19 protein-coding genes are annotated in these 19994 nt (G+C 73.1%); 10 read left to right on the top strand and 9 right to left on the bottom strand.

Annotation, left to right across the window (positions count from 1 at the left end):
- Positions 1–81 precede the first annotated feature (81 nt).
- Both PUW82_RS00470 and PUW82_RS00465 read right to left on the bottom strand, forming a co-directional pair.
- Positions 82–1737, bottom strand: a complete 1656-nt coding sequence (locus PUW82_RS00470) for an ABC-F family ATP-binding cassette domain-containing protein (RefSeq protein WP_274220420.1) — start codon at positions 1735–1737, stop codon at positions 82–84.
- Between the two features lie 212 nt (positions 1738–1949).
- Positions 1950–2603, bottom strand: a complete 654-nt coding sequence (locus PUW82_RS00465; RefSeq protein WP_274220419.1) for an alpha/beta hydrolase — start codon at positions 2601–2603, stop codon at positions 1950–1952.
- Positions 2604–2674: 71 nt separating this feature from the next.
- Between PUW82_RS00465 and PUW82_RS00460 the strand changes: the two genes are divergently transcribed.
- Together PUW82_RS00460 and PUW82_RS00455 are read left to right on the top strand one after the other, a co-directional pair.
- The gene (locus PUW82_RS00460; protein WP_274220418.1) at positions 2675–3286 is read left to right on the top strand and encodes an NUDIX hydrolase family protein; all 612 of its coding nucleotides are present in this window, start codon (positions 2675–2677) and stop codon (positions 3284–3286) included.
- A gap of 22 nt (positions 3287–3308) precedes the next feature.
- Positions 3309–5228 carry a M3 family metallopeptidase gene (locus tag PUW82_RS00455; RefSeq protein WP_274220417.1) on the top strand — a complete coding sequence of 640 codons (1920 nt, stop codon included), beginning with the start codon at positions 3309–3311 and terminating at the stop codon, positions 5226–5228.
- On the opposite strand, the gene PUW82_RS00450 is transcribed toward PUW82_RS00455, so the two are convergent.
- Positions 5201–6217 carry a helix-turn-helix transcriptional regulator gene (locus PUW82_RS00450; RefSeq protein WP_274220416.1) on the bottom strand — a complete coding sequence of 339 codons (1017 nt, stop codon included), beginning with the start codon at positions 6215–6217 and terminating at the stop codon, positions 5201–5203. The genes PUW82_RS00455 and PUW82_RS00450 overlap by 28 nt on opposite strands.
- Before the next feature lie 99 nt (positions 6218–6316).
- Here PUW82_RS00450 and PUW82_RS00445 point away from each other — a divergent pair, with 99 nt between their 5' ends.
- Positions 6317–6772, top strand: a complete 456-nt coding sequence (locus tag PUW82_RS00445) for a VOC family protein (protein ID WP_274220415.1) — start codon at positions 6317–6319, stop codon at positions 6770–6772.
- Between the two features lie 61 nt (positions 6773–6833).
- Here the strand turns inward: PUW82_RS00445 and PUW82_RS00440 are convergent, their stop codons facing one another.
- Both PUW82_RS00440 and PUW82_RS00435 read right to left on the bottom strand, forming a co-directional pair.
- Positions 6834–7901: a threonine aldolase family protein gene (locus PUW82_RS00440; RefSeq protein WP_274220414.1), complete on the bottom strand. Its 1068-nt coding sequence runs from the start codon at positions 7899–7901 to the stop codon at positions 6834–6836.
- Positions 7902–7972: 71 nt separating this feature from the next.
- Positions 7973–9526 (bottom strand): DUF6421 family protein, encoded by a 1554-nt coding sequence (locus PUW82_RS00435; protein ID WP_274220413.1) that lies wholly within the window; start codon positions 9524–9526, stop codon positions 7973–7975.
- A gap of 169 nt (positions 9527–9695) precedes the next feature.
- On the opposite strand from PUW82_RS00435, the gene PUW82_RS00430 reads away from it, so the two are divergent.
- The 5 genes from PUW82_RS00430 (at position 9696) to PUW82_RS00410 (ending at position 14883) form a co-directional block, all read left to right on the top strand.
- Entirely contained in the window at positions 9696–10700 is a 1005-nt protein-coding gene (locus PUW82_RS00430; RefSeq protein ID WP_274220412.1) for a diacylglycerol/lipid kinase family protein, read from the top strand.
- A 9-nt stretch (positions 10701–10709) separates the two neighbouring features.
- On the top strand, positions 10710–11906 hold the full coding sequence (locus tag PUW82_RS00425) for a sensor histidine kinase (protein WP_274220411.1): 1197 nt from the start codon (positions 10710–10712) through the stop codon (positions 11904–11906).
- A complete protein-coding gene (locus PUW82_RS00420; RefSeq protein WP_274220410.1) occupies positions 11903–12556 on the top strand; it encodes a response regulator in 654 nt (217 codons plus the stop codon). The genes PUW82_RS00425 and PUW82_RS00420 overlap by 4 nt, the downstream gene beginning before the upstream one ends.
- Positions 12557–12652: 96 nt before the next feature.
- On the top strand, positions 12653–13414 hold the full coding sequence (locus PUW82_RS00415; RefSeq protein ID WP_274220409.1) for an ABC transporter ATP-binding protein: 762 nt from the start codon (positions 12653–12655) through the stop codon (positions 13412–13414).
- Positions 13411–14883 (top strand): ABC transporter permease, encoded by a 1473-nt coding sequence (locus tag PUW82_RS00410; protein WP_274220408.1) that lies wholly within the window; start codon positions 13411–13413, stop codon positions 14881–14883. Before PUW82_RS00415 ends, PUW82_RS00410 begins: the two co-directional genes overlap by 4 nt.
- Before the next feature lie 36 nt (positions 14884–14919).
- Here the strand turns inward: PUW82_RS00410 and PUW82_RS00405 are convergent, their stop codons facing one another.
- Complete coding sequence (locus tag PUW82_RS00405; RefSeq protein ID WP_274220407.1) at positions 14920–15471, bottom strand: hypothetical protein; 552 nt, start codon at positions 15469–15471, stop codon at positions 14920–14922.
- Between the two features lie 32 nt (positions 15472–15503).
- On the opposite strand from PUW82_RS00405, the gene PUW82_RS00400 reads away from it, so the two are divergent.
- Positions 15504–16088, top strand: a complete 585-nt coding sequence (locus PUW82_RS00400; RefSeq protein WP_274220406.1) for a 2-phosphosulfolactate phosphatase — start codon at positions 15504–15506, stop codon at positions 16086–16088.
- 47 nt (positions 16089–16135) lie between these two features.
- Here PUW82_RS00400 and PUW82_RS00395 read toward each other — a convergent pair whose 3' ends face one another.
- The 3 genes from PUW82_RS00395 to PUW82_RS00385 form a co-directional block, all read right to left on the bottom strand.
- The gene (locus PUW82_RS00395) at positions 16136–16624 is read right to left on the bottom strand and encodes a SprT-like domain-containing protein (RefSeq protein ID WP_274220405.1); all 489 of its coding nucleotides are present in this window, start codon (positions 16622–16624) and stop codon (positions 16136–16138) included.
- Between the two features lie 41 nt (positions 16625–16665).
- Complete coding sequence (locus tag PUW82_RS00390; RefSeq protein ID WP_274221721.1) at positions 16666–17190, bottom strand: hypothetical protein; 525 nt, start codon at positions 17188–17190, stop codon at positions 16666–16668.
- Positions 17191–17269: 79 nt separating this feature from the next.
- On the bottom strand, positions 17270–18133 hold the full coding sequence (locus PUW82_RS00385; protein ID WP_274220404.1) for a spermidine synthase: 864 nt from the start codon (positions 18131–18133) through the stop codon (positions 17270–17272).
- Positions 18134–18294: 161 nt separating this feature from the next.
- On the opposite strand from PUW82_RS00385, the gene PUW82_RS00380 reads away from it, so the two are divergent.
- A complete protein-coding gene (locus PUW82_RS00380; protein ID WP_274220403.1) occupies positions 18295–19968 on the top strand; it encodes an ABC transporter substrate-binding protein in 1674 nt (557 codons plus the stop codon).
- Positions 19969–19994 lie beyond the last annotated feature (26 nt).

Below are 19994 nucleotides of genomic sequence, written 5' to 3'. Positions count from 1 at the left end.
GGACCACCGACATCGGCGCGGCCTTGCGCCGGCGGCGACCGACGTGCCAGGCGGCACGGCCCCCGCCGGCGCGGCATCCGGTCAGGTCTCGGTCACCCGGCCGTCGCGCACCTCGAGCGTCAGCGTCGGTGCCAGCCGGGCCAGGAAGCCCTCGTCGTGGCTGACGACGATGACGGCGCCCCGGTAAGCAGCGAGCGCATCGACGAGCTGATCGACCGTGTCGAGGTCGAGGTTGTTCGTCGGCTCGTCGAGCACGAGCAGCTGCGGTGGCGGGTCGCCGAGCAGTTCGCGCGCGAGGGCGAGCCGGAACCGCTCCCCGCCCGACAGTGCCGCCACCGGCCGCATCACGGTGTCGCCGCGGAGCAGGAACCGGGCGAGGCGGTTGCGCAGCTCGGCGTCGGTGGCGGTCGGGGCCGCGGCCCGCACGCTCTCGAGCACGCTGTCACCCTCCCGCAACCCGTCGATCCGCTGCGAGAGGTACCCGACCCGGTGGGTGTGCGCCGTCGCGGTGCCGCAACTCCTCGCTTTCCGCTCCTCAGCGCCCGCACCCGGGCCCTCCGGGGCCGAGCCGGCCGATGCTGAGGAGTGAGCGCGCGCCGACCCGACCAGCCGCTCGAGCAGCGTCGTCTTGCCGGCGCCGTTCGGCCCGACAAGTGCCACCCGCTCGGGGCCCTGCACGACCCACGAGCGGTCGCCGTCGGCGATGGTCGCGATGCGACGGCCGGCGGCGACACCCGGATCGGGCAGGTCGATGCGCACCGCGTCGTCGTCGCGCACCCGGCGGCCGGCGGCGTCGAGGGCGGCCCGCGCCGTCGCCTCGCGATCGGATGCCGCACCGCGCACCTTGCCCGCCGAGACCTGCGCCGCCGAGGCGCGGTTGCCCGCGACGATCCCGGGCACCCGCTTCTCGCGCTGGGCCTTGGCCCCCATGGCCGCGCGTCGGGCCAGGGTGGTCTCGGCCTCGATCCGGTCGCGCTTCTCGCGCCGCAGCGCCGCCGCGGCGGTGGTCTCGGCCGCGCGTGCCGCTGCCTGCTCCGCATCGCGCCACGCGCGCCAGGCGGAGTAGGGGCCGCCGAACACGCTGAGTTCGGAGCCGTACAGCTCGGCGGTGTCGTCCATGAGTTCGAGCAGCCGGGTGTCGTGGCTCACGACGATCAGTGCGCCCCGCCACGACCGCACGATCTCGGCGACGCGTTCCCGGGCGTCGCGGTCGAGGTTGTTGGTGGGCTCGTCGAGCAGCGCGACCTCGGCGCGGCGCAGCTGCACCCCGACCAGGGCAGCGAGCACCGCCTCTCCGCCCGAGAGCTCGCCCACGCGGCGGTCGAGGGCGCCCGGCGGCAGACCGGCGGCGGCAAGGGCTGCGGTGGCGCGGGCTTCGGCGTCCCAGTCGTCGCCGATCGTGTCGAAGTGGCGCGGGTCGACGTCGCCGCTCTCGACGGCGCGCACCGCGTCGACGACGGCCGCGACCCCGACGAGGTCGGCGACGCGTCGGTCGACGTCGAGGGTCAGGCGTTGCGGCAGCAGCTCGACGCGTCCGGCCGCGGTGACGGCGCCGGAGCTCGGGGCCAGCGTGCCCGCGACGAGCCGCAGGAGCGTGGTCTTGCCGGAGCCGTTCCGGCCGACCAGGCCGGTGCGTCCGGCTCCGAATGCTCCGGAGACCTCGTGCAGCGCGGTCGTCCCGTCGGGCCAGACGTGGGTGATGCGGTCGAGCACGACCGCGGGAGTGGGATGGGGCATGGTGCCTCCTCGGATGTCGTCGAGCGCGGGCGCGACGGACACCGAGAAGCCCCGGTAGAGAGGGGATCGGTCCGGCGGGCCAGCGCGGTATCGAAAGCGCTGGCCGAATCGAACGCCCGGAGGCATCGACGGATCAGCGCGGGATTACAGCGCGGTCGCGTCGAAACCGATCAACGGTCGTTCCTCACACTCGGGACAGGGGCGGGGGAAGTCTACGCCTCGGGCAGCTGCTTGCGCAGGAACGTGGAGACATCGCTCAGCTCGTCGGCCGACACGGCGTGCCCGAGCCCGGGATACACCCGGCCGCTCAGATCCACGTAGCCCGGCAACCATTGCACCGTGTGGGCGACGAGGGGGGCGGGGATGACGTCGTCGAGGGCACCGCGCCCCCAGAACACCGGCGGGCGCCGTTCGGCGAGCGCGGCGTCGCCGGGCAGCGGGTGAGGGTTGGCGTAGCCGGCGAGGCTCACCGCGAACGCGAACGCCTCGGGCGCCAGGCGCAGGGCCTCGATCGCCATGACGCCGCCTTGCGAGAACCCGAGCACACCGACGGATGCCGCGTCCGCGCGCACCCCGTCGATCCAGGTCACGAGCGCGCGGGCGCTCGCCGTCGCGATGTCGGGGTCGCGGCCGTGGAGGCCCTCGATCGGGTACCACGACCATCCGGGCGTCGGGAAGGGCGGAGCCAGCGGAGCGCGGACGGCGGCGACGACGTATTCCGGCGGCAGGTGCGGGGTGAGCGCGAACAGGTCGTTCTCGTCGGATCCGTACCCGTGCATCAGCACCAGGAGCGGCCGACCGGCCCGCTCGGCCGCGGGCACCGACCAGCGCACGGCGGCGGAATCGAGGACCGGGGTCTCGGACATGCGACCATCCTGCCAGCCGGCTCCGACGTCGGGTCCATCGCGCTGGCGGATGGCATTGGTATACATGGAGCATGGCCGTGCGCACCCCCGACCCCGATCCCGACGAGGGCGACGCGTCCTCGCTTCCCGTCGATCCGCTGCGGGGCGCTCCCGGCGGCGGGGCGACGAACCCCGCGTGGCTCAGCGACGTCGAGCTGACCGAGGCGCGGCGCCGGCTGCCGATGCTCTACGTCGAGGCGGTGCCCGTGCGCACCGACGGCCTCGGTGCGGTGACGCAGGTCGGCATCCTGCTGCGCGCGACCCCGGTGGGTGAGATGACGCGCACGATCGTGTCGGGTCGCGTGCGTTACGGCGAGACGATCCGCGACGCCCTGTTCCGCCACGTCGAGAACGACCTGGGCCCGATGGCGTTTCCGCTGCTGCCGGCCGCGCCGACGCCGTTCACGGTCGCCGAGTACTTCCCGATCCCCGGTGTCAGCGCCTTCCACGACGACCGGCAGCACGCCGTGTCGCTCGCGTTCGTCGTGCCGGTCACGGGAACCTGCGAGCCGCGGCAGGACGCCCTCGAGGTGACGTGGCTCGACCCGGCCGAGGCGGCTTCGGATGCGCTCGCCGCCGAGATGGAGGGTGGCCGCGGCACCCTCATCCGCCTGGCCCTCGCCTCGGTCGGCGCCCTGCGCTGAGCGCCCTGCGTAGGCTCGGGGCATGACCGCGCCGCAGCCTCTGACCTTCCCCGCCGACCCCTCGGGGTGGCTCGCGTTCGCCTCCGACCGCCCCGACGCCCGCATCGGCCGCGTCCGCGACATCGACGCGCAGCTCGTCGCGGGCCGTGATCTGTCGCCGCTGGCCCGGCTGCAGTTGTGGAACGAGGCGTCGATCGCGATCGCCGAGGCTGCGTCCGAGGCATCCGTGCTGAGCGAGGCGCACCCCGATCCCGCCGTCCGCGACGCGGCTGAAGCGCGCGTGCAGGCCCTCGACGCGCTGCTGTCGGAGCGGGCCCTCGACCCGCGTCTGTTCGCGGTCTTCGACGGCCTGGCCACGGACGGACTGGATGCCGCCGGGCGCCGGCTGCTCGCGCGCATCCAGCGGGACTTCCGGCGGGGCGGCGTCGATCGCGACGAGCGGACCCGCGACCGGCTGCGGGCGCTCGCCGAGCGCGACACCGAGCTGTCGTTGCGGTTCTCGCGCAACATCCGCGACGGTCGCCGCGAGGTGACGGTCGCGGCGGAGGACCTCGCCGGTCTGCCGCGGGACTTCCTCGACGCCCATCCCGTCGACGAGGACGGTCGGGTGACGCTGACGACGGAGTACACCGATCTTATGCCGGTGCGCGAGTTCGCCGAGCGTCGTTCGACCCGCACCGCGCTGCTGTCGGTCTACAACGACCTCGCGTGGCCTGACAACGATCCGGTGCTCGCGGAGCTGCTCGCCGTCCGCGCCGAGCGGGCCGAGCTGCTCGGCTACGGCGACTGGGCCGACTACGAGACCGAGACCCGCATGATCGGCTCGAGCGCGGCGATCCGCTCGTTCCTCGACCGCATCGCCGACGCCACGCGCGAGGTCGCGGCAGCCGAGTACGAGCAGCTGCTCGAACGCCTGCGGCGCGACGAGCCCCATGCCGACGCGGTGACCTCGGCCGACCTCTGGTACCTGCTCGGGGCCCTCAAGCGCGAGCGGTTCGCCGTCGACGCTCAGGAGGTGCGGGCGTACTTCGCGTTCGAGAACGTCCTGCCCGGCGTGCTCGACGTCACGGCGCGGCTGCTCGACATCACCTACCGGCCGGTGGATGCCGCCGCGTGGCACGCCGACGTCCGCAGCTACGACGTGTTCCGCGACGACCGCCACCTCGGCCGCATCCACCTCGACCTGCATCCCCGCGACGGCAAGTACAACCACGCCGCCTGCTTCGGCCTCGCACCGGGGATCGCGGGCCGCTCGCTGCCCGAGGGCGTGCTGCTGTGCAACTTCTCGCGCGGGCTGCTCGAGCACGACCAGGTCGTGACGTTCTTCCACGAGTTCGGACACCTCGTCCACGGCATCCTCGGCGGCGCCGACGCGGTGTGGGCCGACTTCAGCGGCATCGAGACCGAGTGGGACTTCGTCGAGGCGCCCAGCCAGCTGCTCGAGGAATGGGCGTGGGATGCCGGTGTGCTGGCGACCTTCGCCCGCAACGAAGCGGGCGAGCCGATCCCGGCCGACCTCGTGCAGCGCATGCGGGTCGCCGATGCTTTCGGCCGCGCGCTCGAGGTGACCCGCCAGCTCGGGCACGCCAACGTCTCGTACGGGTTGCACGTCGAGCGTCCGGCGGATCTCGCCGGCGCGGTCGAGCGGTGGTACCGCGCGTCGTCGCCCGTGCACCCGCTGCCCGGCGGTCACACCTACGCCGGGTTCGGCCACCTCACCGGGTACGGCGCCTGCTACTACACGTACCAGTGGAGCCTCGTGATCGCGCGCGACCTGCTGTCGGCGTTCGGCGACGACCTCATGGACCCCGCCGTCGCGCGCCGGTACCGCGAGCGTGTCCTCGAGCCCGGGGGCAGCCGCGACGCGGCCGACCTCGTCGCCGACTTCCTCGGCCGCCCGTACGCCTTCGACGCCTACCGCGCCTGGCTCGCCGGCGCCTGACGCCTGCGCCGACCCGAGCCCGCCCGCGCGTAGCGGTCGGCGAGCGCGGCGAACGCGTCGGCGAGCTCGGGCGGTCCGACCACCTCCATCGGTGCGTCGAACCGGCCGAATGACGCGGCGAGCGCCGTCCACGACCACGAGCCGGCCTCGAGCCGGCAGGTAGCGTCGTCGACGGCGGTGACGGTGCCGTCGCCCGCGAAGGGGCGCACCCGGCGGGCCGGAAGATGCACGACGACCGTGCCCCGGCAGGGCCAGGCGTCGACGTCGGAACCTCGGAAGCGCGCCGACACGAATGCATCGACGTCGCCGCCGGGCACCGCCCGCCGGTTGAAACGCGGACCGTGCGGGATGCGGGGATGCACGCGGTCGACGCGGTAGAGGCGCCAGTCGTCCCGGTCGAGGTCCCACCCGACGAGGTACCAGCGGCCGCCCGCGGCGACGAGGTGGTGCGGCTCCGCGCGCCGGGGTGGCGCGGCGCCTCCGTCCGCCCCACTGTCGTCGTCGCCGCGGACGTAGTCGAAGCGGAGCGTCTGCCGGTCGCGGATGGCATCGGCGAGCGTGACGAGCACCTCGAGCGGGACGTCCGGCGGCGCGGCATCCCCGGGGCGGCCGACGGTCGTGATCTCGAGCGCGTCGAGCCGGTGCCGCAGGCGCGAGGGCATGACCTGCCGGATCGTCGCGAGGGCGCGGATCGCTGCTTCGCCGATGCCCGCTCCGACCGCCGGCGCGGACCGCAGCGCGAGGGCGACCGCGACCGTCTGGTCCTCGTCGAACAGCAGCGGCGGCAGCTCGCTGCCCGCGTCGAGGCGGTAGCCGCCGTCGGGGCCGAGCGAGGCGTGGATGCGATAGCCCATCTCGCGCAGCCGGTCGATGTCGCGGCGGACCGTGCGATCGCTGACCTCCAGCCGCGCGGCGAGCACGGCGCCGGGCCAGTCGCGGCGGGCTTGCAGCAGCGACAGCAGCGTCAGCAGCCGCGAGGTCGTGGTCATGGCCCCACCGTATCGGCGGAGGCGGACAGAAACTGACCTGCACGCCCGTCAGGCTGACGGTGTCGAGCCGATCGGGCCGACCCTCACCCAGGAGCAGCGATGACCATCCAGACCACCCCCCACCTCAACTTCCGCGGCGATGCACGTGCGGCGCTCGACTTCTACGGCTCCGCTTTCGGCGGGCACACCGTCATCACCACGTACGCCGAGGTCGGCATGCCGGCGGACGCGCCCGGCGCCGACGCCGTCGTGTTCGGCCTCGTGGTCGCCGAGAACGGCTTCCGCATCATGGGCTACGACATCCCGGGCCGCACCGAAGGCTCGATCGTCGGCGGCGGCGCGACCCGCCGCGAGAACAACGCGACCGTCACCGATCAGGCACTCTTCGTCTCGGTCGGCTCCGAGAGCCTCGCCGAGCTGCAGGGCCCCTGGGACGCGCTGGCGACGGATGCCGTCATCGTCGAGCCCCTCGCGGCGTCGGCCTGGAGCGCCGGCTTCGGCATGCTCACCGACCGGTTCGGCGTCACGTGGAGCTTCAGCGTCACCGCCGCTTGAACGCCCGGGAGCCGCGGCCGGATCGCTCCGTGCCGCGGCTCCCGCCGCCGCAGAGCGGGCGTCAGCCGGTCGTCAGACGCGCGAGCTCGGCGACGAACGCGTCGACGTCGGATGCCGACGTGTCGAACGAGCACATCCAGCGCACTTCACGCCGGGCCTCGTCCCAATCGTAGAAACGGAACGATGCGCGCAGTCGGTCGGCGACGCCCTCGGGCAGCACCGCGAACACGCCGTTGGCCTGCGTCGGCTGCGTGAACTCCACACCCCGGATCGAGCCGTCGGCGATGCCGGCCTCGACGGCCGAGCGCAGGCGCTGCGCCATCCCGTTCGCGTGCTCGGCGTTGCGCCGCCACAGGTCGTTCTCGAGCAGCGCGACCAGCTGCGCCGAGACGAAACGCATCTTCGACGACAACTGCATGTTGAGCTTGCGCAGATACGTCAGCCCCTCGGATGCCGCCGGGTCGAGCACGACGATGGCCTCGCCGATCATCGCGCCGTTCTTCGTGCCGCCGAAGCTGAGCACATCGACGCCGACGTCACGCGTGATCGCGGCCAGCGGCAGGCCGAGCGCCGCGGCGGCGTTCGCGATGCGCGCGCCGTCCATGTGCAGGCGCATGCCGCGTGCGTGGACGTGGTCGGCGATCGTGCGCAGCTCGTCGGGAGTGTAGATCGTGCCCAGCTCGGTCGACTGCGTGATCGACACCACCAGCGGCTGGGCGCGGTGCTCATCGCCCCAGCCCCACGCCTCGCGATCGATGAGCTCGGTGGTCAGCTTCCCGTCGGCGGTCGGGACGTTGAGGATCTTGATGCCGCCGACGCGTTCGGGGGCGCCGCCCTCGTCGACGTTGATGTGAGCGGTGGATGCCGCGATCACGGCGCCCCAGCGCGGCAGCATCGACTGCAGCGCGGTGACGTTCGCGCCCGTGCCGTTGAACACGGGGAAGGCCTCCGCGCCGGCGCCGAAGTGCTCGGTGACGAGCTCCTGCAGGCGTGCGGTGTACACGTCCGAGCCGTAGGCGGTCTGGTGCCCGTCGTTGGCCGCGGTGATGGCGGCGAGGACCTCCGGGTGGATGCCGGAGTAGTTGTCGGACGCGAAGCCGCGCACCGAGGTGTCGTGCAGGGAGGTCATGTGCTCATCCTTTCTCACCGGTCCGCCGCCCGCGAATCCACCGCGCGAGGTGGATCCGCGGGCAGCGCCGGTCAGCCGCGGATGCCGCGGGTCGGTGCCGTCGTCGTCCCGCGGATGCCGCGGGTCGGTGCCGTCGTCGTCCCGCGGATGCCGCGGGTCGATGCGATGACGTCGCGCATCTTCTTCTCGAGCGCCTCGTAGAACATCGACAGCGGGAACTCGTCGTCGAGCACGGCGTCGGTGTAGCCCTTCGCCGGACCGGCGAGCACCGCATCCGGCAGCCCCCGGGCCCAGGCCGACGCCGGATGGGGCTCGAGCACCGACCGCACGAGGTCGTACGCCGCGAGCCAGTGCGCCGTCTTGGGCCGGTCGATCGACTCCCAGTACAGGCGGTCGATCGCGTCGCCCAGGGCGACGACGGCATCCGGCACCTCCCGCCAGTCGAACGCGAGCGCCGTGTCGGTCCAGTGCAGCACGCCGCTCCGGTGCAGCCACGCGAACAGCAGCTGGCCGCCGAGCCCGTCGTAGTTGCGCACGCGCGTGCCGGTGATCGCGAACCGGAAGATCCGGTCGAAGATCACGGCGTACTGCACCAGCCGCGACAACCGCAGCAGCTCGGCGTCCACCGCGTCGAGGTCTGCCTCCGCGTTCAGGCGCCGATCGAGCGCGACGCACTCGCGGAACGCCGTCAGGTCGCACCGCAGCTCTTCGAGGGAGTACAGGAAGAACGGCATCCGCTGCTTGATCATGAACGGGTCGAACGGCAGGTCGCCGCGCATGTGCGTGCGGTCGTGGATGAGGTCCCACATCACGAACGCGCGTTCGGTGAGCGCCTGATCGTCGAGCATCTCCGCCGCCTCGGCGGGCAGGTCGAGCTTCGTGATCTCGGATGCCGCGGCGACGACGCGCCGGTAGCGGGCGGCCTCGCGGTCCTGGAAGATCGCGCCCCACGTGAAGGTCGGGATCTCGCGCATCGCGACGGTCTCGGGGAACAGCACGGCCGAGTCGGTGTCGTAGCCGGCCGTGAAATCGAGCAGCCGCAGCGACACGAACAGGCGGTTCGGGTACATCGTCTCGAGCCGGGCGATCTCCTCCGGCCAGATCGCCTCGACGAGCAGCGCCTCGACGTGCCGGTCGCGCGAGCCGTTCTGCGTGTACATCGGGAACACCACGAGGTGCCGGATGCCGTCGATGCGGTGCCGCTGCGGCTGGAACGCCACGAGCGAGTCGAGGAAATCGGGCACGCCGAACGCCCCCTCCGTCGACACGGCTCCACCCGGATCGTCCGGGCCGGCCCATCGCTCGAAGTCCCGGATCGACGCGGCGAGGTACGCCCGATCGTGCGGGAACCGCGGCGCGAGCTGCGCGATCGCGCCGGTGATCACCGCGACGTGTCGTCGCGCCGCATCCCGGTCGGCCGGGTCCGGCACCGAGCCGTCGGCGGCCTGCAGCGCCTGCAGCGCCGTCGCGGCGTCGCGCAGGGCGATCCAGGCGGGGTCGTGCTCCACGTCGGCGGCGAGCGCGATGCCCGCGGCGTCGATCACGGCGCCGTCCTCGACGACCTCGGGCTCGCCGATGATCGTCTTGGCGGCACCGGGGGTGGGGTGCGTCTGCGCGATGGACATGGGGGAACCTCCGATCTGCGAGGTACGGCTCCGCGGGGGAGCGGTGGTCAGGTTGCGCCAGACTAACGGGCCCGTGCCGACGTGCGATACGTCCGCCCCGTGCCCGGCGTTCCTCTTGCGAGGTGTCAAGGCGTGGCGGGCATCCGCCACGCCGGGTTAGCGTCGCACCATGCCCGCGTCCGACCAGCCCGACGACAGCGCTCTGCCGGACCCTGACGGCCGGGGGCTGCTGCTCGTCGCGAACCCGAAGTCGGGCACATCCGTCGTGCGTGCCGACCCCCTGCCCGAGATCCGCCGCCGGCTTCCCGCCGCGCGCATCGTGTCGCTCGAGGGCGCCTCGCTCGACGACATCGTCGCCGATGCGATGGCGGGCGATGACGCACTCCTCGCGCTCGCCGTCCTCGGCGGCGACGGGTCGGTCTCGCGGGCGGCACACCTCGCGCGGTCGCACGACCTGCCGCTCCTCGTGCTGCCCGGCGGTACCTTCAACCACTTCGCCCGCGCCGCCGGTCTCGACACCGTCGAGGCGGCCCTCGATGCGTACGCCGCCGGCGCGCTGCGCTCCGTCGTCGTCGCCGAGGTGACCGTCGACGACGACGATCCGATCACCGTGCTCAACGCGGTGTCGCTGGGGGCCTACCCCGAGCTGCTCGCCGAGCGCGAGAAGCGGACGAGCCTCGGCAAATGGTGGGGCGGGGCCGTGGCGGCGTGGCGGGCGATCCACGGCGCCCACCGCATCACGATCGTGCGCGACGGCCGCCGCGCGCGTGTGTGGTCGGTGTTCGCGGGCATCGGTCGCGGCGACCCCCGGCGCATCGCGATGATGCGGCGCGAGAACCTCGACGAGGCGGTGCTCGACGTGCGCGTGCACCACGCGCGCGGCACGCGCCTGCGCGCCGTGGCCTCGCTCGCGTTCGGACGCCGCACGCTGGCCCTCATGCGGGCGCTGCGCCTGATGCCGCCGGCATCCGATCTCGAGCGCATCGTCGACACCTCGATCGACCTCGAGGTGCGCCCGGGCGATGCGCCGCCGGTGTTCGCGCATGACGGCGAGCTCGCCGAGGAGCGCGCCGACGGGTTCCGGATGCGGATCCGCGCGGTCCCCGACGGCCTGCGCCTCTGGGCACCCCGGATACATCCCGAGACGGATGCCGCGCCGGGACCGCTCGCGTAGCGTCGAGGCGTGATCCGTCCGCTGCAGCGCTACCAGATCGTCACCGACGTCGCGGTGGCCGCCGCCTTCGCGGTCGTGATGCTGCTGTTCACGTGGGGCGGCGTCATCGGGGTGGGGATCCCGAACGACCGCGTGTCGGCGATCATCGCGGTGCTCCTCGTCGGGCCGTTCAGCGCCGCCCTTGCGCTGCGCCGCATCTCGCCGCCGCTCGCGCTCGCGCTGGCATGGGTCGGAGCGATCCTGCAGATGCTCGCGCAGCTGCCGCCGCTGCCGGTCGACATCGCGATCTTCGCCGTGCTGTACACCTGCGCCGCCTACGGCACGAACCGGGTCTTCTGGCTCGGCTTCGCGTCGTCGATCGCGGGCGCGCTCGCCATCACGGTGTACCTGCTCGTGCCGACGGCCCTGTACTCGGTCGACGCCATCGGGGGCGATCTGGCGTACCTGCTCATCACCGGCACGGTGCTCATCATCGCCTCGGTGTTCGGACTGCTGCTCGCCTGGACGGTGGGCGCCCTGGTGCGGGTGGGAATGCGCGCGCGGGGCACCGCCGAGGCCCAGCGCCGGGCCGAGACCCGCGCCCGCGCGGAGTTCGAGCGCAACCGCATCGCCCGCGACATGCACGACGTCGTCGCGCACTCGCTCGCCGTCGTCATCGCCCAGGCCGACGGTGCCCGGTATGCCGCCGCCGCCGACCCCGACGCCGCAGCCGCCTCGCTGCAGACGATCTCGACGACCGCGCGCTCGGCGCTGTCGGACGTCCGGATGCTGCTGACCCAGCTGCGGCACAGCGAAGGCGAGGGCCCGCAGCCCACGGTCGCCGAGCTCGAGGTGCTCTACGCGCAGGTGCGCGCGGCGGGCCTCGACCTGCGCGTCGACGTCGACCCCGTGCCGCCGGGCGAACCCCCGGCGGCCGTGCAGATCGCGGTGTACCGCATCCTGCAGGAGGCGCTGACGAACGCGATGCGCCACGGCGCCGGCGGTACCGTGGACGTGTCCCTGGCCTGGCTGCCCGATCGCGTGGAGGTCCGTGTGAGCAATCCGCTCCCGCCCGCGTCGGCCATCGCCGGCGGAACGCCGTCGGGCGGGTACGGGCTCGTCGGCATGCGCGAGCGCGCACAGCTGATCGGCGGGCACCTCGAGGTCGGTCCCGTCGGCGACGCCTTCGTCGTCGCGGCGACCCTGCCGATCGGCGGTCCGGCGTGAGCGTGCGCGTCGTCCTCGTCGATGACCAGGCGCTGTTCCGCGCCGGCATCCGCATGGTCATCTCCTCGCAGCCCGACCTCGAGGTCGTCGGCGAGGCCTCCGACGGCGCCGAGGCACTGCGCGTCGTACGTGAGACCCGGCCCGACGTCGTCCTGATGGACATCCGGATGCCGGTCATGGACGGCCTCACCGCCACGGCCCAGCTGCTCGACGACCCGGTGTTCGGCGGCGACCCGCCCCGCATCGTCATGCTCACGACGTTCGACCTCGACGAGGCCGCCGCGCGGGCGATCCGGCAGGGGGCGAGCGGCTTCCTGCTCAAGGACGCCGACCCCGAGTTCCTGCTGGCGGCCGTGCGCACCGTGCACTCCGGGTCGTCGGTCATCGCGGCATCCGCCACGCGCGAGCTGTTCGCGACGTTCTCGGGCCCCGAGAAGAAGCCGGTGCCGCCCGCGTTCGCGGAGCTCACCGACCGTGAGCGCGAGATCTTCGCCCTCGCCGCGCGCGGGCTCTCGAACGCCGAGATCGCGCAGCGCGAGTATCTGTCCGAGGCCACCGTGAAGACGCACATCAGCCGCATCCTCGCGAAGCTCACCCTGCGCGACCGCGTGCAGCTCGTCGTCTTCGCGTTCGAGCACGGCCTGGCCTGATTCCCGCCGCGGGGCCGCGAGATCATCCGGCAGATGTACGCGGCGGCGACGCGGGACGGATGCGGCGCCGCCGGGCCCCTTCGTAGCGTCGAAGACATGCAGATCTCGACCACCGACCTGGGCCTGGCCGCCCGGGTTCAGAACCTCACCAAGACCTTCGGCGCCGGCGAGACCGGCGTGCGCGCCCTCGACGGCGTCTCGGTCGGCATCCGTCGCGGCGAGTTCACCGCGATCATGGGCCCCTCCGGCTCGGGCAAGTCGACCCTCATGCACATCATGGCCGGGCTCGACGCGCCCACGTCGGGCCGCGCCTGGATCGGCGACACCGAGATCTCGGGGCTCTCCGACCTCGACCTGACGATCCTGCGGCGCCGCCGCGTCGGCTTCATCTTCCAGTCGTTCAACCTCGTGCCCACCCTCGACGTGCTCGGCAACATCACGCTGCCGTTCGAGCTCGACGGGCGCGCGCCGTCGGCGCTCGAGCGCTCGCGCATCGACGGCCTCATCGATTCGCTCGGCCTCGGCGCGCGCCTGCGCCACCGGCCGCACCAGCTGTCGGGCGGCCAGCAGCAGCGCGTCGCGATCGCCCGCGCCCTCGCGACCGCCCCCGACCTGGTGTTCGCCGACGAGCCCACCGGCAACCTCGACTCGCGCTCGGGCCGCGAGGTGCTCGCGCTGCTCGCGACGGCGAGCCGCGAGCACGGTCAGTCGATCGCGATGGTCACGCACGACCCCATCGCCGCCTCGCATGCCGACCGGGTGCTCTTCCTCGGCGACGGCCGCATCGTCGCCGACAAGCCCAGCCAGAGCGCCGAGGCCATCTCGGCGCACATGCTCGCGGCAGAGGTGTCGGCATGACCGCCGTCGCGGCGCCGGCGGTACCGGGCGCCTCGCGGGCGCCGCGGTCGGCGGCATCCGGTCGCCTCGCGTGGCTGCGCGAACGCGGCATGGGCGCGTCGGTGCTCGTGTCGGCGATCTCGGGCGGGTTCGGCGTGCTGCTGGTCGCGGTGACCGGCCTGCTCGGGGCGTGGCTGCTCGCCGACCCGTTCCTCGCCGGCGGCGACACCGTCATCGCGGTGGTGGCCATCCTGAGCGTGCTGCTCGTGGCCGTGGCGATGTACGTCGCGGCGATCGTGACCGCGAACACCTTCGCCACGATCGTCGCGGGCCGCACCCGCCAGATCGCGCTGCTGCGCCTGATCGGTGCCTCGGCGCAGTCGCAGCGCGCGCAGATCGCGCGGCAGGGACTCGTCGTCGGTGCGATCGGCGCCGTCCTCGGCCTCGTCGGCGGGACCGCGGCGGCCGTCGCCCTGCAGGCGATCGCGGATGCCGCCTGGGGCATCGACGTCGACTACAGCGTCGTCCAGCCGGTGCTGCTCGCTCCCGCGATCATCGTGGCGCTCACGACGTGGGCCGCCGCATGGGCGGGTTCGCGTCGTGTCCTCGAGGTCACCCCGCTGGCCGCGCTGTCGGGGGCGGCGCCGCGTACCGCCGACGAGGCCGCCGGCCGTCGCTCGCGCCGCGTCACGTCCATCGTCCTCTTCGTCCTCGGGGCGGGGCTGCTGGCGCTGGGCATCGTGGCCGGTTTCGTCACCCCGCTCGGCGTGGTCATCGCCTTCTTCGGCGGACTCGCCTCGTTCACGGGACTCAGCCTCGGCGCGACGCTCGTCATGCCGCCGTTGCTGCGCGGGACCGGTCGCATGTTCGGCCGCTCGGCCGCGGCACGCCTCGCCGCCGAGAACGCGCTGCGCTACCCCGAGCGATCGAGCCGGATGGCGATCGGCGTCGTGATGGGCGTGACGCTCGTGACGATGTTCGCCGTGGCGGCCGAGTCGGTCAAGGGCGTGATCGCGGCGTCCGGCGGCGGTGAGCTGCCCGACGAGATGGCGCGCCTGCTCGACACCTTCAGCACCGTGATGATGGCGCTCGTCGGCGTGTCAGCGGTCATCGCCGCCGTGGGGCTGGTCAACCTGCTCACGATCGGCGTCGTGCAGCGCACGCGCGAGCTGGGGCTGCTCCGCGCGCTCGGACTGACCGGCCGGCAGATCCGCGCCATGGTGCTGTTCGAGGCCGCGCACATCACGATCACCTCGGTCGTGTTCGGACTGATGCTCGGCATCGCCTACGGGTGGGCCGCCGCGCAGTCGCTGCTGGGCTCGGTGCGCGTGCCGCCGTTGTGGCTGTCGCCGAACTTCGTCCTGCCCGGTGTCCCGTGGCTCGCCGTGGCCGGCATCGTCGTGGCGACCGCCGCGCTGACGCTCATCGCCGCCGTGGTTCCCACCCGCCTCGCGACGCGCGTGTCTCCCGTCGAGGCGCTCGCCGAGTGAGGCTCACGCCCCGGCCGGCCCCGGACGGCGTCGGCGTCACGCGCCGGTGCGGTCCGGGGCGTCGACGTCGGCGGCATCCGTCTCGGGATCGAACGCCCAGGTCGGGGCGACCTGCCGCAGCCGCGTCGAGCGCCACTGCCACGTCGCCCACAGCATCGGCCAGAGCGCCGGCGCCGCGAGCCCGCCGATGACGAGGCGCTCGCGCCAGAGCGTGCGGGTCGGGTCGCCGGGGGCGGGCGAGACGGCCATCTGGTGGTCCCAGACGTCGAGCACCGACAGCGGACCGGTCAGCGGGATGCCGCTGTCTCGGAGGATCCGCACGGCCGTGCCGTCCGGCTCTTCCGAGCGACGCTCTTCGACGTGCCGGTCCGAGACATGGATGAGCTGGCGCCCCACCGGCACCCCGAACGCGGTCAGCTGCACCGGGACGTCGGCCCCGGGCTCCAGCGAGGTCGGCATGCCCTCCGCCGCGAGCGGACGCAGTCCCATGAGCGGCGCGTACAGCTCCGCGAGCGCGCGCGGTGAGTGGAGGGCACGCCAGGCGGCGTCGGCGTCGCAGTCGAGCACGAGCTTCTGGAGGATGCGCATGCGCCCAGTCTGCCCCGTCGTAGGCTGAACGGATGCCGTCGCCCGCTGCATCCTCGCCGTTCGATCAGTCCCGCTACCAGGTGCGGCTCGACTGGGGCCGGGCCGGGCTCGAGCGCCTCGCCGCCGCCGACGTGGTGGTCGTGGTCGACGTGCTGAGCACCGGTTCGCCGAGCGCCGCCGCCGACGTGGCGGCCGCCGCCGCGGCATCCGGGTCGCTCGTGCTGCGCGGCGGGCTGCGCAACGCCGCCGCCGTCGCCGATGCCGTGCTGGCCGAGCAGCAGCGCCGGGCCGCGCGCACGAGCATCGCCGTCATCGCGGTCGGCGACCCGGGCGGCGGGGACGGTGCGCTGCGCGTCGCCGTCGAGGACCTGCTCGGTGCGGGCGCCGTCGTCGACGCGCTCTCGCTGCGCGGCATCGACCACACCGCGCCCGAGGCGGCGGCGGCGTGCGATTCGTTCCGCGGACTGCGGGGAGCCGTGCGTCACCTGCTCACCGCGAGCGGGTCGGGTCAGGAACTCGTCGCCGCGGACCGCCGTGACGAGGCTCTCGCCGCCGCCGAGCTCGACGCCGACACGGTCGTCCCGGTGTTCCGCGACGGCGTCTTCGCCGACGCCTGACGCGCCAACTCCTCGGCGGTTAGCGCGGGGTGGGTCAGCGCGGCGGGTCAGCGCGGGGTGGCGGCGGCGCGCCGGTCGGCCGCGGAGATGTCGCGGCGCACCCACCGGAAGAGGTACCGCTCGTCGTACGACGGGGCGCACGAGCGGCACGAGGCCGCGCGCGTCGGGCGGCGGTGCCGGTAGGCCACGTGCCCGACGGGGCAATGGCCGACCCAGGGTGCCAGTTCGACGGCGGTCTCACCACGATGGGTTGTGCCGCCGACGTACCCGAGGTCTCGCGCGACGCGCAGCCACTCGCGACTGTGGCCCGCAGCAGGCCCGGCGATCGCGTGGGCGACCTCGTGCAGCAACGTCTGGTGGTTCTCGTCGTCGTCGAAGCGCGCGGAGAGGTAGCGCGACACGCTGATGACGCGCCGCGTGTAGTCGCACTGTCCGGCGCGGCGCTTGGCGTTGTCGAACCGGAACGTCCACGAGTCGTCGAGGTGCGCGGCGATGAGCGCCTCGGCCCAGACGCGGACCCGATCGAGATCGCTCATGACGGTGACGCTACGCGCGGGATGGGACAGACCGCGGACGGTCAGCTGGCGATGCTCGAGCGCGAGCGGCGCTCGGCGGCGTCGACGGCGAGCAAGGTCGACTCGAGCTGGTCCTCGGGCGCGCCGCCCTCCTGGCGCAGGAACAGGGCGCGCTTGAAGTCGGTGCGGGCGGCGACGTAGTCCTCGGCGTCGTACGAGACCTTGCCGCGGTGCTGGTAGGCGAACGCGGCCAGCAGTGGCCAGTTCTGCCCTTCGGCCTCTTCGGCGCAGGTCGTCAGCTCCTGGATGGCCGCGGCGAAGGCGCCGCGGTTCTGCAGGATCGTCGCGTGCAGCACACGCGCGCGCAGCAGGTCTTTGCGGGTGCCGCCCATGCGGGCGACGCGCACCGCCTGCTCGGCGAGGACGAGCGCCTCGTCGAGGCGGTCCAGCACCTTGAGCAGCCAGACGCGCTCGAGCAGGGCGGGCAGGCTGCGCTGCTCGCCGATCTCGTCCAGTCGCTCGGCGCACTGTCGCGGGTCGACGTTCTCCCGCAGCGTTTCCGGGTCGTACCCGAGGATGTAGCCCACCGTCATCCCCCTCCGCGATTCGAGAACGGTGGATCCCAGTCTGACCCGAACCCGCCGAAGCGTCCGCCCGCCGCGCCGATCACCGTTCGAACACGGATGCCGCGGGCTTGGGCGACGGGGTCGCGTCGGCGTCGGTCGCGATGCGGGCGCCGCGGGCGAACTCGTCGATCTCGGCCCCCTGCGCGACTTTGGCGGGGAAAGGCCCCGCCGCCATCAGTCGCGGCAGCCACTCGGTCGGCAGGGGCGAGGCCGATGCCGCGATCACGATGTTGCCGAACCGCCGACCCTTCAGCAGCTGGACCTCGGCCAGGAGCAGCACCTCGGGCAGCACAGCGCGCACCGTGGCGACCTGGCGCCGGGCGAAGGCGAGCCCCGCGCCGTCGGCGACGTTGACCAGCAGCACGCCCGCGGGTTCGAGCAGGCGGGCGAGCGAGCGGTAGTACTCCACGGTGGTCAGGTGCGCGGGGGTCTGGGCTCCCGCGAAGACGTCGGAGACGACGAGGTCCGCGGCGCCGGTGAGCCCGGGCGGCAGCTTCTCGGCGACGGCGCGGGCATCGCCGATCCGCACCCGGATCTGAGCGCCGCGGGGGAGAGGCAACGCTTCGCGGACGAGGTCGACGAGTGGCTGCTCGAGCTCAATCACCTGCTGGCGCGAGCCGGGGCGGGTGTGGGCGATGTAGCGCGGCAGGGTCAGGGCACCGGCACCCAGGTGCACGGCGGTCAGCGGCTGGCCCGGCATTCGCAGCCGGTCGATGACGGCCGCCATCCGCGCGATGTACTCGAAGTGCAGGTGCGTCGGATCGTCGAGGTCGACGTGCGACTGCGGGGTGCCGTCGACGTCGAGCTCGAAGCCCGAGGTGACGTCGCTCGGGGCGATGCGGGCGATGGTCCCGTCGGACAGCCGCGTCCGCGGCCCGGACTCCTCGACGCGCGCTCGTGCCATTCCTCCACGCTACTGGCAGGGGCCGGGCCGTTCCGCGCAGTCGAAACACGATCGAGACATCGATGTAATGACTTCGACCCTCGAGCCCGTATAAGTTCAAACGCATTACCTCGGAGCGCGCCGCGGTGGGCCCGCTCCGGACCTCAGAAAGGGACACCCCCATGCTCTCCACTCCACGGAAGCGCGCGCTCGCGGGTCTGGCGGTGGTCGCCGTCGGCGCCCTCGCCCTCTCGGCGTGCACCAGCCAGCGCGGAGGTGGCGGCGAGACGGATGCCGCTGCCGACGTCGACGGCACCTTCGTCTTCGCAGCCTCCGCCGACCCGGCGAACCTCGACCCGGCCTTCGCGCAGGACGGCGAGACGTTCCGCGTCTCGCGGCAGATCTTCGAGGGCCTCGTGGGCACCGAGCCCGGCACCGCCGACCCGGCGCCGCTGCTCGCCGAGAGCTGGGAGTCGTCCGAGGACGGCCTGACCCACACGTTCCAGCTGAAGGAGGGCGTGACCTTCCACGACGGCACGCCGTTCGACGCCGAGGCCGTGTGCGCCAACTTCGATCGCTGGTACAACTGGACCGGCCTCGCCGCCAGCGAGGCGCTGTCGTACTACTACGGCAAGCTGTTCCGCGGCTACGTCGAGACCCCCGACACGGCCGTCTTCGAGTCGTGCACCGCCGACGAGGAGCTCGCGGCCACGGTGACGCTCAAGCAGCCGTTCGCCGGCTTCATCCCGGCGCTGTCGCTGCCCGCCTTCGCGATGCAGAGCCCCACGGCGCTCGAGGAGTACGGTGCGGACGAGATCGGCGGCACCGAAGAAGCGCCGTCGCTGTCGGAGTACGGCGCAGGCCACCCCACCGGTACCGGCCCCTACAAGTTCGATGAGTGGTCGCCGGGTGAAGAGCTCACCCTCTCGGCCTACGAGGACTACTGGGGCGAGGCGGGTCAGGTGACCAACATCATCTTCCGCGTCATCGACGACCCGACCGCGCGCCGCCAGGCTCTCGAGGCCGGTTCGATCGACGGCTACGACCTCGTCGGCCCCGCCGACACCGCCGCGCTCGAAGAGGCCGGCTTCACGATGGTCTCGCGTCCGCCGTTCACGATCCTCTACCTCGCGTTCAACCAGGCCCAGCCCGAGCTGCAGGACGTCCGCGTCCGCCAGGCTCTGTCGCACGCGATCGACAAGGAAGCGCTCATCTCGCAGGTCCTCCCCGAGGGCACCGAGGTCGCGACCCAGTTCATGCCCGACTCCGTCAACGGCTACAACGAGGACGTCACGACGTACGAGTACGACCCCGAGCAGGCCAAGGCGCTGCTGGCCGAGGCTGGCTACACCGACGCCAACCCGCTCTCGCTGACGTTCAACTACCCGGTCAACGTCTCGCGCCCGTACATGCCGGACCCCGAGCAGATCGCCACGGTCATCTCGACCCAGCTGACCGAGGTCGGCGTGCAGCTGACGCCGCAGACGGATGCCTGGAGCCCGGACTACCTCGACAAGATCACCGGCACGCCGGACCACGGCATCCACCTCCTGGGCTGGACCGGTGACTACAACGACACCGACAACTTCGTCGGCGTGTTCTTCGGCGCGGCCTCGGCGGAGTGGGGCTTCGACAACCCCGAGCTGTTCGCGGCGCTGAACGAGGCGCGCGGCGTGCCGAACCTCGAGGAGCAGACCGCCCTCTACGAGCAGATCAACGAGCAGGTCGCCGAGTTCATCCCCGGCGTTCCGCTGGCCCACCCGGCCCCGACCCTGGCCTTCGCGCCGCGGGTCGAGAGCTACCCGGCCAGCCCGGTCAACGACGAGGTCTTCACCGGCATCGTCCTGACCGAGTGACGGCGATCCGCTGACCACGCGGGGCG

This window comes from Microbacterium thalli (assembly GCF_028737325.1).
GTDB classification, from domain to species: Bacteria; Actinomycetota; Actinomycetes; order Actinomycetales; family Microbacteriaceae; genus Microbacterium; species Microbacterium thalli.
Note: the sequence above shows the minus strand (reverse complement) of the source record. Positions and strands in the feature narration are given on the sequence as shown.